At 61.0% G+C, this 13,683-nt stretch carries 12 protein-coding genes and 2 pseudogenes; 11 read left to right on the forward strand and 3 right to left on the reverse strand.

What is annotated here, in order from left to right; genetic code table 11:
- Positions 1-30 precede the first annotated feature (30 nt).
- From VJ651_RS05525 to VJ651_RS05535, 3 genes are all read left to right on the forward strand, one after another.
- A complete protein-coding gene (locus tag VJ651_RS05525) occupies positions 31-849 on the forward strand; it encodes a uroporphyrinogen-III synthase (protein ID WP_324106472.1) in 819 nt (272 codons plus the stop codon).
- Positions 850-896: 47 nt separating this feature from the next.
- Positions 897-1,319, forward strand: a complete 423-nt coding sequence (rnk, locus tag VJ651_RS05530) for a nucleoside diphosphate kinase regulator (protein ID WP_324106473.1) — start codon at positions 897-899, stop codon at positions 1,317-1,319.
- A gap of 81 nt (positions 1,320-1,400) precedes the next feature.
- Positions 1,401-2,432 carry a C45 family peptidase gene (locus VJ651_RS05535; protein WP_324106474.1) on the forward strand — a complete coding sequence of 344 codons (1,032 nt, stop codon included), beginning with the start codon at positions 1,401-1,403 and terminating at the stop codon, positions 2,430-2,432.
- On the opposite strand, the gene VJ651_RS05540 is transcribed toward VJ651_RS05535, so the two are convergent.
- Entirely contained in the window at positions 2,393-2,644 is a 252-nt protein-coding gene (locus VJ651_RS05540; RefSeq protein WP_324106475.1) for a hypothetical protein, read from the reverse strand. The genes VJ651_RS05535 and VJ651_RS05540 overlap by 40 nt on opposite strands.
- A gap of 497 nt (positions 2,645-3,141) precedes the next feature.
- Between VJ651_RS05540 and VJ651_RS05545 the strand changes: the two are divergent.
- The 3 genes and pseudogenes from VJ651_RS05545 to VJ651_RS05555 all read left to right on the forward strand — a co-directional run.
- Positions 3,142-3,639: pseudogene (locus VJ651_RS05545) on the forward strand (DUF6622 family protein); the annotation flags it as partial.
- Positions 3,640-3,681: 42 nt separating this feature from the next.
- Complete coding sequence (locus VJ651_RS05550; RefSeq protein ID WP_324106477.1) at positions 3,682-3,984, forward strand: alpha/beta hydrolase; 303 nt, start codon at positions 3,682-3,684, stop codon at positions 3,982-3,984.
- Between the two features lie 368 nt (positions 3,985-4,352).
- Positions 4,353-5,180, forward strand: a complete 828-nt coding sequence (locus VJ651_RS05555) for a hypothetical protein (protein ID WP_324106478.1) — start codon at positions 4,353-4,355, stop codon at positions 5,178-5,180.
- 234 nt (positions 5,181-5,414) lie between these two features.
- On the opposite strand, the gene VJ651_RS05560 is transcribed toward VJ651_RS05555, so the two are convergent.
- Positions 5,415-9,101, reverse strand: a complete 3,687-nt coding sequence (locus tag VJ651_RS05560) for a hydantoinase B/oxoprolinase family protein (protein ID WP_324106479.1) — start codon at positions 9,099-9,101, stop codon at positions 5,415-5,417.
- 12 nt (positions 9,102-9,113) lie between these two features.
- Positions 9,114-9,296, reverse strand: coding sequence for a hypothetical protein (locus tag VJ651_RS05565; protein WP_324106480.1), 183 nt, complete (start codon positions 9,294-9,296; stop codon positions 9,114-9,116).
- Positions 9,297-9,468: 172 nt separating this feature from the next.
- Here VJ651_RS05565 and VJ651_RS05570 point away from each other — a divergent pair, with 172 nt between their 5' ends.
- The 5 genes and pseudogenes from VJ651_RS05570 to VJ651_RS05590 all read left to right on the forward strand — a co-directional run.
- Positions 9,469-10,476, forward strand: a complete 1,008-nt coding sequence (locus VJ651_RS05570) for a TRAP transporter substrate-binding protein (protein WP_324106481.1) — start codon at positions 9,469-9,471, stop codon at positions 10,474-10,476.
- A gap of 56 nt (positions 10,477-10,532) precedes the next feature.
- The gene (locus VJ651_RS05575) at positions 10,533-11,507 is read left to right on the forward strand and encodes a TRAP transporter substrate-binding protein (RefSeq protein ID WP_324106482.1); all 975 of its coding nucleotides are present in this window, start codon (positions 10,533-10,535) and stop codon (positions 11,505-11,507) included.
- A 58-nt stretch (positions 11,508-11,565) separates the two neighbouring features.
- Positions 11,566-12,078, forward strand: coding sequence for a TRAP transporter small permease (locus VJ651_RS05580; RefSeq protein WP_324106483.1), 513 nt, complete (start codon positions 11,566-11,568; stop codon positions 12,076-12,078).
- 17 nt (positions 12,079-12,095) lie between these two features.
- Positions 12,096-13,388, forward strand: coding sequence for a TRAP transporter large permease subunit (locus VJ651_RS05585; protein ID WP_324106484.1), 1,293 nt, complete (start codon positions 12,096-12,098; stop codon positions 13,386-13,388).
- A gap of 7 nt (positions 13,389-13,395) precedes the next feature.
- Positions 13,396-13,683: pseudogene (locus tag VJ651_RS05590) on the forward strand (C4-dicarboxylate ABC transporter substrate-binding protein); the annotation flags it as partial.

Consider the following 13,683-nt stretch of genomic DNA (forward strand, 5'->3'; position numbering starts at 1 on the left):
TCGGGCATCACTGATATTCAAGTCGATTGAATGAGCACTGCAATGGAATGCCAGGCAAGCACTACGCTCCTGCCCGCGTCAATCGTGGTCACCCGGCCAATTGGGCAGGCGCAATCGCTATCCGATCGAATCGCCGCGATGGGACTGGCGACCACAGTCTTTCCGCTTCTTGACATCCTCCCTGCTCCGGATGAACTTGAAATCGATTCGGCAGCGAGCAGACTGCATGACTACGCGATGGTCGTTTTCGTCAGCACGAACGCGGTTGACGCATTTGTTCCGCGCGTTGCTCACTGGCCGGATCGGGTGGCGTGCGCGGTAGTCGGCGACGGCACCCGCATGCGGCTCGCACAATTCGGATTGGACGAGGACAGAATCAAGATCGTCAGCCCATGGCCGGGTCAGTCACAAGACTCGAAGTCGCTTTTTGCACGCCTGGATCTCGCAACGCTCCGTCATCGACGGGTACTCATCGTCAGAGCGGAGTCGGGCCGCGATTATCTCGCCAGGGCGCTGACAAAGAACCAGGTCTGGGTCGACTGCATCGCGGCATATCGAAGAATTGCCCCGGAGATGGACGCAACAAGAATCGCGAGATTAAGTGCCTTGCTCGAACAGCGTCACTGCTGGGTGATGACGAGCGGCGAATCAGTCGCCGTGCTGCTGGAGATGGCGAAGACGATTCATGGGTTGCGTGGAGCAAGGGATGCGCGTGAACAGCATCTGCTGGTGTCGCATCACAGGATCGCGGCAAGTGCCAGATCGTTGGGCTTTGCCCGCATTATCACTTGCGGAACCGGAGACGATGCCATTGTGGCTTGCCTCCGGTCTCTTCTTGAGCGCAAGTAATCTGGGGCGGCGAGCCGTCAAACGCGATTCAAATCATGGAGGACCCCATGCAACAAGAGCTGAGTCATTCAAGTGCCGTGGTGATATCCGCGGTCGATCAGCGTCGTCTTCGGAAGCTGCTGGCATCCGAAAAGCCGGAACAATCACATGCGTCGACTTTGCTTCATCAAAAACTTGCACTGGCCCGTATCCTCGCGCCGGAGGCGATGCCGCCGGATGTCGTGACGATGAACTCTCGCGTGCTGATGCTGGAGATCGATAGCCAGGCCGAATATGGATTTACGCTTTCGTATCCGTGGCTCGCAACCGATCCAGGCAATATTTCGGTCCTTGCCCCGGTCGGCGCCGCAGTACTTGGGCTTGCGCGCGGACAGGAAATCTATTGGCGAGGACGTAGCGGCCGTCGGACTGGCATGCGGGTGCTGACTATCCTCTATCAACCGGAAGCCTATGGCGATTTTGACCTTTGATGGCGGTGCAATTGATGACAGGCATCGCCTGCGACAAACCATTCCCTTGTTCCATCACAGCGTGAAGCAGGAGATCACACGATGACTCGAATAATCGAAGGAACCCCCTATGCAATCGGGGAAGCGCTTGGACGATTGGGCAAGCATGCCATCAACGGACTGATCGAGTGCGAGGACTGGCAACGCCTGCAAAAGTGGCGCGGAGGCCGCGTGCTTTGCAGGCTGATCGACCGGACGAAAAAAACCTTTCCCGCATATTGGGACGAAATTTGCGGCATGGGCGCAGGACTGGGAATGGATCCCACGGACGTGTTCTTGTGGAATTGTCGATGTGACCTTCTTGCCGCGACCATCACCGCCAGCAGCTCGATCGCGATCAATCGATTGGGAGCCGGACTGGTTGCGCAAAACTTGTGCGACCATCCCAACCTCGCCAGCGCCAGCGAACTCCTCGACATCCGGCCGGAAGGAAAACCCGGTTTTCTGGCCCTGTCCATGCCCGGCTGCCTTCCGGGTTTTGGGTGCGCCGCGAATCGCGCCGGAATTGTTCAGATTGTCGACAATATCGAGGGCGGAGAATTCAGCTTCGGAATCCCGAGCGCCGTCATCGCGCGCGCCGTGCTCGATACCAGTTCGCTCGGAGATGCGATCGAGCTGGCCATGGAGATCGAGCGCGTCGGCTCGTGTCACCACATCCTTGCCGCCGCCGGAGAATTCGTGATGGTCGGCATTGAAGCGGATCCCTTCGATTCCGCCCTTGTGCCGATTGCGAATAAATACTGGCACACTAACCATCCGCTGAGAGCAGACACTGCGGGCCACGCACATCCACGCCATGCCTCCGTCGATCGGCACAAGAAGCTGGGAATGCTGTTCAACCAGATGCCGTCACACCCCATGCCGGAAGACATTCTGTCCCTCCTGGATTCATCCACCAGCGGGCCATCCGATCGGTCTGGCGGCAGGGAAGTCTTGATCCCGGCCGAAGGGAATGCCGGGACCGCTTTCTTCAAGATTACGCAAGAGCAGATACACGTCTCGCTGCTTCGTCCATGTGACACTGATGTCACGAATCACCTGATCGAAGTGGAAGACCGCGTGCGGCTGCAATGAGCAAGCAGTGCCGCGGTGGGGCGCGGCACTGCTTGTACACGCTGTCTCGTTGACCCTTCGAGCATTGCCACCAACTGCGCCTCGGTTTTCACGTCTCTGGCCGGCGCAACATATCCGCCGCCAGGCGTCTCGATGACGAACACATCTCCCGGCCGCACTTCGGTACTCGACACAAAGTTTAATTCCTCTTCACGGCCAGCGGCCCGGATCACATGATTCCGCCCGCACTTGCCGCCTTCACCACCCGCCGACCCACATGCGCGACGGCAGCGCGGAGGAGCCGACGCACGCTGCGCGCACGAAGATGCAGGCGGGGGATGTATTTGTGATTGAGACGCCGGGAGGTGGTGGGTACCGGGGTGACGTAGGAGCCTCCAGCACTTGACCTTCCCAACCCGGCATCATGCCTGAGTGGGTGACCGGGTTGGGGGAAAATTGGATATCTGGTGACCGACATCGGGTGGCGGAAGCCGGGCCAAAAGCAGATACAGTTGGAACTTGATAAACGCCGGACAGTAGGCGTTCACGGTTTTACGCTTTGAGCAGCGTTCATGTCAGTGTAGAGGTGGCGTTTGGGCCAATCCCGCACTGATATGGATACCGCTCCTGGCATCTGGCTCCACGAAAAACCCGTTTCGTCACATCTCCCTTCAAAAACCGACGCAAGGTCGGATAAGGTGGCGATCCTCCTGCCTTATCCAAGGATAAACACATCATGGTGCTTCGCATCGTCGCCAATACCCCGGCCTGGGTCTGGTTCCTGCTCCTGGCCCTCGTCATCCTCGGCGTCACCCAGAGCCGTCCGCGAACCATGGGCTTGCGTCGCGCCCTGATACTGCCGGCGGTGATGGCCGGTTTGTCGATCGCGGGCACGGTATCGAGCTTCGGCGTAACGCCGTCGGCATTGCTCGCATGGCCTGTCGCCGCCGGCGCGGCCACATGGCTGGTGAGCCGGCACCCCGTAGCGGTGCGGACCAAATACGATCCGGGCACCGGCCTTTTCCACCTGCCCGGCAGCATAATTCCACTGCTTCTGATTCTCGGAATTTTCCTGGTCAAATATATCGTCAGCGCCATGCTCGCGATGCAGTCGGCGCTGACAGAGAACGCAGGTTTCGTCACTCTGATCGCTGCCCTGTACGGCGCAATGAGCGGCGTCTTCGTCGGCCGTGCGGCGCGCCTGTGGCAACTCAGCCAGTATCCGTAATTCGCCTTCGCGCTGCCGCCTGAAGCCTCGGACAAGGCAACCATGACTTATTCCTACTGCCTGCAACTGGGTTTCCGGCCGCATGCCGACTACCTGGGCGACGTGCGTGCCATTACCCGACCGATCCTGGTAATGGTCGGCGCCGCCGACGAAATGTTCGTCGTGGGTCAGTACGCGCCGCTGCTGGAACCGGCACAAGAGAAATTGCGCGTCAAGGTATTGCCGGACGTCTCTCACATCGGCATCGCGGTCCAGCCCCAGGCGCTTCGCAGCGATTGTCGCGGAACTTTGATCTGGTCAAGCAGGACCGGCAAAAATCCGGGCCCAGCCGCTACCGCGTACTGAATTGCACAGCACATTCGCCACCTCGGCCGATCGTCCGCATTCTGCACGGCTGTCCGGCGGCGAAGGGGTGACTGCACCAGCTCGCAGCCCATCGGTGGCCGTCTGAAACACAGCCTATGTCCGCCGGGATATGGTGATCAGGCTCGGCGCGGCCACAACGGGACGGCCGCCAAGTTCTCCCGATACTCACAGAGGTGTCCTGCAAGCAGAATCCGAAAATGCGACGCGGAAAGGACAGCATCAAGGTCATTCAATGATTGATGCAGATTCTTCCTTGTCAGCATTATCATGGCGGCTTTGTGCGCAATTTATCCAGCGCCAGGCAAGTCCATCCTGTTCACAGGCACCAAACGTAAAAGGAATTTCTGATGAGGGCATCAAAATCACCAAAACTGCATTTCGCCATCATGCTCATGATCGTCCTTGTCTGGCTAATGGCCTATCCCATCGCAAGGAGCCTCGTGCCAGACACCACTTTCAGCGAGCCATTTGACAAGATATATAACGGACTCAATGTCCTGTTCACAGCGCTAGCCTTTGGCGGTGTGGTCAGCACCCTGTTGTTTCAGGTCGAGGAATCGAAAGTCGCCCGGCGCGAGGAGATTGAACGCTCCATTTTCGAACTGTTTCAGACCTTTACCAGCCTGGATTTCCAGCACGTCAAGGATTGTTCTTTTCGTACACTTCTGGCGGCAGTCAAAAATCGCGAATACGCCGAATTCCTGGCGAGCCGCCTGTTTGTCGTTGAGCAGCTGCCGTTCCCTGTTGCCAGCACCGCCACCCTGTGCGAACTGGACGAAGCGAAGAAGAACAAAAGCGAAGAGGACATCGTTCATGCTGACCGCGCCGATCGCCTCATGCTAGACAACATGCTCAATTTCTTTGCCATGCTTGCACAGCGCGAGTCCTCCGCAACTGTCATCAAACACTGTGACTTCGCCTACGACTGGTGGCGGCCGGTACTTTGGCTCATCGGTCAATTACAGCAGGAGCGCTACGACTCATCGGAAGTGATCCGCAAGTACTGCAAGAATCAGCTTATCGTCGTTACCCTGAAATCGCTGGACAGCATCTACGGGCATGGCCCGCTCAAGACCCGTGAGGAAATCTGGGAGTACATCACCCACCATCCAAAGTTAATCGCATTCGGACTGGATCACCGTTTCCAGGCGCTTACTGACTGCAAGGCCGGCTAAGTCGCGATCAGCGAAAATAGACGGCCCGAATTTGAGGCTGGCGTTGGCATCTGTTTCGTTGGTTCATCTGGTTGGATGATCGTTTTCTGACGAAATTTGTTTCCGCCAAGGGGCGATTGGCGTCGATCAAGACATCATCAGGCATAAGCGCTTTCCTTTTCGTTCCTGCTGGTCGACTGATAGCTGGAGCGACGGGAATTGTGCCGTCGCTCCAGCAGCCATCAACGCCCAGCGTCATGCAAAGACATCAGCGTCCGACTTTTCCTCCCTCCCTTCGTCCGTCAGCATATCGACCACCGCGCCGTATCCCCCGCCGCCGGGCGTCTCGATAACAAACACATCCCCCGGCTGCATTTCCGTGCTCGACACGAAACCCAACTCCTCCACGCGTCCATCGGCACGAATCACATAATTCCGCCCGCACTTGCCGTCTTCACCGCCCGCCGCGCCAAACGGCGCAACAACGCGATTGTTCGACAAGATCGACGCCGTCATCTTCTGCAGGAAGCGTATCTTGCGCACGCCGCCGTTGCCGCCCTGCCAGCGGCCGCGACCGCCCGATCCCTCGCGGATTTCATAGCTGTCGAGCCGTACCGGATAACGCCATTCAAGCACTTCGGGATCGGTCAGGCGCGAGTTGGTCATGTGCGTCTGCACCACGTCCGTGCCCTTGAAGCCTTCGCCCGCGCCGGAGCCGCCGGAGATGGTTTCGTAATACTGGTACTCCTCATTGCCGAAGGTGAAGTTGTTCATGGTGCCGGGTGCGCCGGCCAGCACGCCCAGCGCGCCGTACAGCGCATTGGTCACGCAGCTTGAGGTCTCGACGTTGCCGGACACGACCGCCGCCGGGTAGCGCGGATTGAGCATCGAGCCTTCGGGAATGATCACGTTCAGCGGTTTCAGGCAGCCGGCGTTGAGCGGGATTTCGTCGTCGACCAGGGTGCGGAACACGTACAGCACGGCGGCCATGCTGATCGCGCTGGGCGCGTTGAAGTTGTTCGGCAGTTGCGGCGAGGTGCCGCTGAAGTCGATGTCGGCGGTGCGCTTGGCGCGATCGACGCGGATGGCGACCTGGATCACCGCGCCATTGTCGAGGCGGTAGGTGTAGCTGCTGTCCTTCAAGGCGCTGATCACGCGGCGCACCGCTTCTTCCGCGTTGTCCTGCACGTGCTGCATGTAGGCCTGCACCACGTCGAGGCCGAAGTGGTCGACCATCTTCAGCAGTTCTTCCACGCCTTTCTGGTTGGCGGCGATCTGCGCCTGCAGATCGGCGAGGTTCTGCCGGATGTTGCGCGCGGGGTATTTGCCGGACGACAGCAGCGCGATTGTTTCCTCTTCAAGGAAGCGTCCGCCCCTGACCAGTTGGAAGTTGTTGATCAGCACGCCCTCTTCTTCCACCACCTTGCTGTCGGCCGGCATCGATCCCGGCGTGATGCCCCCGATGTCGGCATGGTGGCCGCGCGAGGCGGCATAGAACAGGACCTTGGTGCCGCTGCGGTCGAAGGCGGGCGTGATGACGGTGACGTCGGGCAGGTGCGTGCCGCCGTGATAGGGATCGTTCAGCATGAAGACGTCGCCCGGCTGCATCTTGCCTGCGTTCTCGCGGATCACGGTCTTGATGCTCTCACCCATGGAGCCGAGGTGCACCGGGATATGCGGCGCGTTCGCGATCAGGTTGCCGTCGGCGTCGAACAGCGCGCACGAGAAGTCGAGACGCTCCTTGATGTTCACCGAATAGGCGGTGTTCTGCAGCCGCAGGCCCATCTGCTCGGCGATCGACATGAACAGGTTGTTGAACACTTCCAGCATCACCGGATCGGCGTCGGTGCCGATGGCCTTGCGCTGCTGGCGTGCCTCGACGCGAGTGAACACCAGGTGATTCAGGCGCGTGACTTCCGCGCGCCAGCCGGGTTCGATGATATTGGTCGCGTTCTTTTCCGCGATGATGGCTGGACCGTGGATGATGTCGCCGGGACGGGTGTCTTCGCGCCGGTAGAGCGCGGTGTCGTGCCATTTGCCGCCGGAAAACAGTTGCACGATTTCCGCCGGGCGCAATGCGCCGCAGCGCGGTTCCAGTTCTTCCGCATGCGCGGACGCTTCTTCGGCAAGGCCGATGGCTTCCACCGAGACGGCCTCGATCACCAGCGCCTTGTCCGGCATGAGGAAGGAATAGCGCTTCTTGTACGCCGCCTCGAACTGCTCGATCATGCGCTCCATCGTATCGAACTGCACCACGATCACCGAATCCGTCCCGTCGTAGCGCAGATGCGCGCGCTCGACGGTACGGATGCGCGCCGCATCCACGCCTTGCGCGATCAGGTCGTCGCGGCCCTCGCCGGCCAGGCGCTGCAATGCAGCTTCGACGCTCGCAAGCGCCGATGCTGACAGAACTGTTTCGATGGCCTGCTCGCGCATCGCGGTCTGGTCGGCCAGCCCCATGCCGTAAGCCGACAGCACGCCGGCAAACGGATGTGCGAACACGCGCGTCATGCCGAGCGCATCCGCCACCAGGCAGGCGTGCTGGCCACCGGCGCCGCCGAAGGTCGTCAAGGTGTAGTCGGTCACGTCATGGCCGCGCTGCACCGAAATGAATTTGATCGCATTCGCCATGTTGCCGACCGCGATTTCGATGAAGCCTTCGGCCACTTCTTCCGGCGTGCGGCGCTTGCCGGTGGCGCGGTAGATCTCATCCGCCATCTCGGTGAATTTCCGCACCACCGCGTCGCGATCCAGCGTCTGATCGGCGTTCGGGCCGAACACGGCCGGGAAATATTTCGGCTGGATCTTGCCGAGCATGACATTGCAATCGGTGACCGCCAGCTTGCCGCCGCGGCGATAGCTGGCCGGACCGGGATTGGCCCCGGCGCTGTCGGGGCCGACGCGGTAGCGCGCGCCGTCGAAATGCAGGATGGAGCCGCCGCCGGCCGCGACGGTGTGGATGCTCATCATCGGTGCGCGCATGCGCACGCCGGCCACCTGCGTCTCGAATTCGCGCTCGAACTCGCCGGCGTAGTGCGACACGTCGGTGGAGGTGCCGCCCATGTCGAAACCGATGATTTTCTCGAAGCCCGCCGTCTTCGCGGTACGCGCCATGCCGACGATGCCGCCGGCGGGACCGGAGAGGATCGAGTCCTTGCCCTGGAAGCGATGGGCGTCGGTCAATCCGCCGTTGCTCTGCATGAACAAGAGGCGCACGCCCTCCATCTGGCACGCGACCTGATCGACATAGCGACGCAGGATGGGCGACAGGTAGGCATCGACCACGGTGGTGTCGCCGCGCGACACCAGTTTCATCAGCGGGCTGACCTTGTGCGACACCGAGATCTGGGTGAAGCCGATCTCGCCGGCGATGCGCTCGATCGCCTCTTCATGCAGGGTGAAGCGATAGCCGTGCATGAGCACGATGGCGACCGCGCGAAATCCCCTGGCGTACAGCGCGCTCAGTTCGCGCCGGACCTGGAGCGGATCGAGCGACGCGAGGACTTCGCCATGCGCGCCGATGCGCTCGTCGATCTCGACCACTTCCTGGTAGAGCAGTTCGGGCAGCACGATGTGGCGGTCGAACAGGCGCGGCCGGTTCTGGTAGGCGATGCGCAAGGCATCGCGAAAACCCCTGGTGATCAGCAGCGCGGTCGGATCGCCCTTGCGCTCCAGCAGCGCATTGGTGGCGACGGTGGTGCCCATCTTCACCGCTTCGACCAGTTCCGGCGAAATGGGCTCGGCCGGCCGCAGGCCGAGCAGATGCTTGATGCCGGCCACCGCCGCGTCCTTGTACTGCTCCGGATTCTCCGACAGCAGCTTATGCGTGATCAGCGTGCCGTCCGGCCGGCGGGCAACGATGTCGGTAAAGGTGCCGCCGCGGTCGATCCAGAACTGCCAGCGTTTGTCCTGTTCCGTATGTCCTGTCTGTGCTTGATGCATGGTGTCGCCTTTCTAAAAGGAAGAGGCCGCGCGCGCGGCATGAACATTGAGTCCGGACAGCTCGCGCAATGGCGCGAGTTCCTTCAGGGTGGTCTGCATTGCATGGATTGCGGGCGGCCGGCGACCGCTGAAAGCGCTCCGCGCCGGATTGCCGACCGAATGGAGCCTGCTGCGGCAGGCCTGGTCTTTTGCCATTTCTTCTGTCTCCTTGTGCGCCGCCGATGGACCGGCGACTCCTTGATTAATTTAATTTATCGATGACACATCTTCTTTTCATCGACGTTTTATTTATAATTTGTTGACATATTACAGATTCAAATACTAAGATTCAAGAAAAAAGAGCAGGAACACATCAAAGGAGACAGGCATGAAAACGATACAAAGGGTGATGTGCCGGCTGGGAAAAGCGTTCTTTTTCACTCTGGCAATGCCGATGGGACTGGCGCAAGCCGGTGCGGTGCACGTCGAGCTGGCCACGGCTTATGGCGCAGACAACTTCCACACGCGCAACCTGCAGCAATTCGCCGATGACGCAAGAAAGCTGACCAACGGACAAGTCGATTTCACTATCCACGCCGGCGGCAGCCTGCTGAAGCCGACCGACATCTATGCCGGCGTGCGCGCGGGGAAAGCCGGCGCCGGTGAAGTGATCATGTCCAGCCTGTCGAAGGAACATGTCCTGTTCGGCATCGATGCCCTGCCCTTCATCGTGTCCGGCTATGAGGATGCGCGCCGACTGTGGGCGGCATCGCGCCCTGCCATGGAAAAGCTGCTGCATGAGCAAGGCCTGCAACTCTTGTACGCCGTGCCCTGGCCGCCGCAGAACCTGTATGCGCGGCGCGAAATCGGCACGATGAAGGACTTCAAGGGGCTGAGCATGCGCAGTTACGGCCCGACCACCGAACGCATCGCGGAACTGATCGGCGCCAGGTCGGTGACCATCCAGGCGGTCGACCTGGAAAAGGCGATCGCGGAAGAGAAGCTGGACCTGATGCTCACCTCCAGCAGCACCGGGGTCGACACCAGGGCATGGACCTCGCTCAAGCACTACTACAAGGTCAGCGCCTGGATTCCCAAGAACATGGTCTTCATCGACCGCAAGCTGTACGACGGTCTCGACACAGGCACGCGCGACAAGCTGATCGAGGCCGCGCGTGCGGCCGAAGAGCGCGGCTGGCGCCTCAGCCAGGAAAGCAATCAGAGCGCGGAGAGCCAGCTCGCCGCCAACAAGGTCAGCGTCTCGACCATCGATTTCATCATCAGAAGTTATCTCGACCGGCTCGGCGAATCGCTCGCACGCGAGTGGCTGAAAAAAGCCGGCAACGATGAATTGAGCGTGCTGCTGAAGTACACCACCGAGCGCTCCGCACGGTGACCCTCCATCAGGCACATATTCGCAACAAGCTTCATTCCAATTTCAAGGAGACTTTCATGAAACCGCTACGCCAATTTCTCGTCATCGCCGCACTAGCGGCCGCATCGCACGCGGCAACTGCCGAGAACAAATGGGACTTCCCGACCGCCTATCCGCCGAGCAGCTTCCATACCGAGAACATCCAGCAGTTCGCCAACGAGATCGACAAGGCCACCGGCGGCAAGCTCAAGATGACGATCCATTCCAACGGATCGCTGTACAAGGCCAATGAAATCAAGCGCGCGGTGCAGACCGGCCAGGCGCAGATCGGCGAGATCCTGCTGTCCGGTGCGGCCAATGAAAACCCGCTGTACGGCGTGGACTCGATTCCCTTCCTCGCCACCAGCTATGCGGAAGCGAAGAAGCTGGCAAGCGCCGCGCGCCCGGCCACCGAAAAACTGCTCGCCGCGCAAGGCATGAAGCTGCTCTTCGTCTCGCCCTGGCCGCCGCAGGGACTGTTCTCGATCAAGCCGGTCAATTCGCTGGCCGATCTGCGCAGCACCAAGATGCGCGCCTACAACCCGGCCACCAATCGCATCGCGCAACTGGCGAAGGCGCAGCCGACCACCATCCAGTTGTCCGAACTGGGCCAGGCGCTGGCCACCGGCGCGGTCGACAACTTCCTGACCTCGACCGCCAGCGGCATCGAGAACAAGCTGTACGAGCAGACCAAATACTTCTACGACATCAATGCCTGGGTGCCGAAAAATGCCGTGATCGTCAGCCAGAAATCCTTCGACGCGCTCGACAAGGCGTCGCAGGAAGCGGTGCTGAGAGCGGCGCTGGCTGCCGAGGCGCGCGCATGGAAGATCAGCGAGGAAAAAGACCAGGAGTACGCGAAGCAGCTCGCCGCCAACGGCATGAAAGTCGCAAGCCCGAATGCGCAGTTCAAGGCGGAACTGCAAACCATAGGCGCAACCATGAGTGCCGAATGGATGAAGTCGGCCAGCGCCGAAGCGCGCCAGGTCATCGATACCTACAAGCAGAAATAAGCGCAGGTCCAGGGCCGGGTGCTGACGCCACGGCCCGCCATTATTCAAGGAGACAAACATGACGCGTCTACTCGACGGTTTCTATCGGTCGCTGCTGTATCTTGCGGCCCTCTTCATGATCGCGACGCTGGCCGTGATCCTGCTCGGCGTGGCCGGGCGGCAGTTCAATTTTGATGTGCCGGGGCTGGATGCCTATGCCGGCTACTCGATCGCCGCCGCACTGTTTCTCGCGATGCCGGCGACGCTGCGCAACGGCGACCATATCCGCGTGACACTGATCCTCAACAAGCTCGAAGGCAATGCACGCAAGCTCGCTGACTACTGGTGCCTGGTTGCCGCATCCGGCCTGGCCCTGTATCTGGCCTACTTCTCGCTGCGCCTGATGTGGCTCTCGTATGTCACGCACGACGTATCGCCCGGCAGCGATGCCACGCCGCTGTGGATTCCGCAGATCGCGATGGCGCTCGGCAGTGTCGGACTGGCACTCGCCTTCATCGAAGACCTGGCGCTCAAGCTGCTGGACCAGGAACGCATCCTGATGCCGGGCGCCGAGATGGCCCGCACCGAATAACCCGAACGGAGAACACCATGGAAATCTTCATTGCCGTACTGCTGATCGGCGTCATGCTGGCGGTCCTAGGCTCCGGCCTGTGGATCGGGCTGTCGCTGCTAGGCGTCGCCGTCTTCGGGATGGAACTGCTCACCAGCCGTCCCGCCGGCGACAGCATGGCGCTGACCATCTGGGGCTCGACCTCGAGCTGGACACTGACTGCGCTGCCCTTGTTCCTGTGGATGGGCGAAATCCTGTTCCGCAGCAAGCTGTCCGAAGACATGTTCAAGGGCCTTGCGCCGTGGCTGGAGCGCCTGCCCGGGCGCCTGCTACATGTGAATATCATCGGCTGCACCATCTTCGCCGCGGTGTCCGGCTCGTCCGCCGCGACCTGCGCGACCATCGGCAAGATCGCATTGCCGGAACTGAAGAAACGCGGCTATCCGGAAGACATCACGCTCGGCACGCTGGCCGGAGCCGGCACGCTCGGGCTGCTGATTCCGCCGTCCATCATCATGATCGTCTACGGCGTGGCGGCCAATGTGTCGATTGCCGACCTGTTCATCGCCGGGGTGTTGCCGGGCCTGTTGCTGGCGGTGCTGTTCATGGGCTATGTGATGTTGTGGGCCTTGCGACATCCGGACGCCATCCCGGCCGCCGGCGCGTCAACCAGCTTCGCCGAGAAGATCTATGCGTCGCGCCATCTGATCCCGGTCGTGACCCTGATCGTCGCGGTGCTGGGTTCGATTTATTCGGGCGTGGCCACCGCGACCGAAGCGGCGGCGTTCGGCGTGGCCGGTGCACTGATCCTGGCGCGCGTGGAAGGCTCACTGACCTGGGCCGCCTTCGTCGACGGTCTGATCGGCGCCACCCGGGTCTATTGCATGATCGGCCTGATCCTGGCCGGTGCCGCCTTCCTCACCTTGTCGATGGGCTTCATCGGCTTGCCGCGCCACCTGGCGGAATTCGTCGGCACGCTCAATCTGTCGCCCTTCATGCTGATCCTGGTATTGATGGTGCTGTTCGTCGTGCTGGGCTGCTTCCTCGACGGCATTTCTATCGTGGTGCTGACCATCTCGGTGCTGCTGCCGACCGTGCAGAAAGCGGGCATCGACCTGATCTGGTTCGGCATCTTCATCGTGCTGGTGGTCGAGATGGCGCAGATCACGCCGCCGGTGGGCTTCAACCTGTTCGTGCTGCAAGGCCTCACCAAACGCGACCTGACCTGGATCTCGCGCACCGCGTTGCCGCTGTTCATGGTGATGGTGGCGGCGGTGATGCTCGTCTACTTCGTTCCCGCATTGGTGGTCTGGCTGCCGTCACACATGTGAGGCCAGCATGGACCGCAGGCAATTCAGCGCGTTGTTGTTGGCGTCGGGCCTGGCCCGCGAGAGCGCGGCGGCGGCCCCATGGCGGCTCGCCACCGGCTACCGCGCCGAGTCGTTCCACACCGTCAACCTGCTCGCGATGGCACGCGACGTGGCCGGCTCGACGCAGGGCGAGCTGCGCATCGAGGTCCACCCCAACAACACGCTGGTCAAGCTCAAGGACATGCGCGCGGCGGTCGAGGCCGGCACGGTCGAAGCCGGCGAAACCATCATGTCCGGCCTGGTCGGCGAGATGCCC

The sequence above is a fragment of the Noviherbaspirillum sp. genome (assembly GCF_035254865.1).
In the GTDB taxonomy this organism is placed as follows: domain Bacteria; phylum Pseudomonadota; class Gammaproteobacteria; order Burkholderiales; family Burkholderiaceae_D; genus Noviherbaspirillum.

Excerpts from the sequence above, each read along its gene's own strand:
- VJ651_RS05525 (WP_324106472.1), top strand. The coding sequence starts at position 31 with ATGAGCACTGCAATGGAATGCCAGGCAAGCACTACGCTCCTGCCCGCG.
- rnk (WP_324106473.1), top strand. The coding sequence starts at position 897 with ATGCAACAAGAGCTGAGTCATTCAAGTGCCGTGGTGATATCCGCGGTC.
- VJ651_RS05535 (WP_324106474.1), top strand. The coding sequence starts at position 1,401 with ATGACTCGAATAATCGAAGGAACCCCCTATGCAATCGGGGAAGCGCTT.
- VJ651_RS05550 (WP_324106477.1), top strand. The coding sequence starts at position 3,682 with ATGACTTATTCCTACTGCCTGCAACTGGGTTTCCGGCCGCATGCCGAC.
- VJ651_RS05555 (WP_324106478.1), top strand. The coding sequence starts at position 4,353 with ATGAGGGCATCAAAATCACCAAAACTGCATTTCGCCATCATGCTCATG.
- VJ651_RS05560 (WP_324106479.1), bottom strand. The coding sequence starts at position 9,101 with ATGCATCAAGCACAGACAGGACATACGGAACAGGACAAACGCTGGCAG.
- VJ651_RS05565 (WP_324106480.1), bottom strand. The coding sequence starts at position 9,296 with ATGGCAAAAGACCAGGCCTGCCGCAGCAGGCTCCATTCGGTCGGCAAT.
- VJ651_RS05570 (WP_324106481.1), top strand. The coding sequence starts at position 9,469 with ATGAAAACGATACAAAGGGTGATGTGCCGGCTGGGAAAAGCGTTCTTT.
- VJ651_RS05575 (WP_324106482.1), top strand. The coding sequence starts at position 10,533 with ATGAAACCGCTACGCCAATTTCTCGTCATCGCCGCACTAGCGGCCGCA.
- VJ651_RS05580 (WP_324106483.1), top strand. The coding sequence starts at position 11,566 with ATGACGCGTCTACTCGACGGTTTCTATCGGTCGCTGCTGTATCTTGCG.
- VJ651_RS05585 (WP_324106484.1), top strand. The coding sequence starts at position 12,096 with ATGGAAATCTTCATTGCCGTACTGCTGATCGGCGTCATGCTGGCGGTC.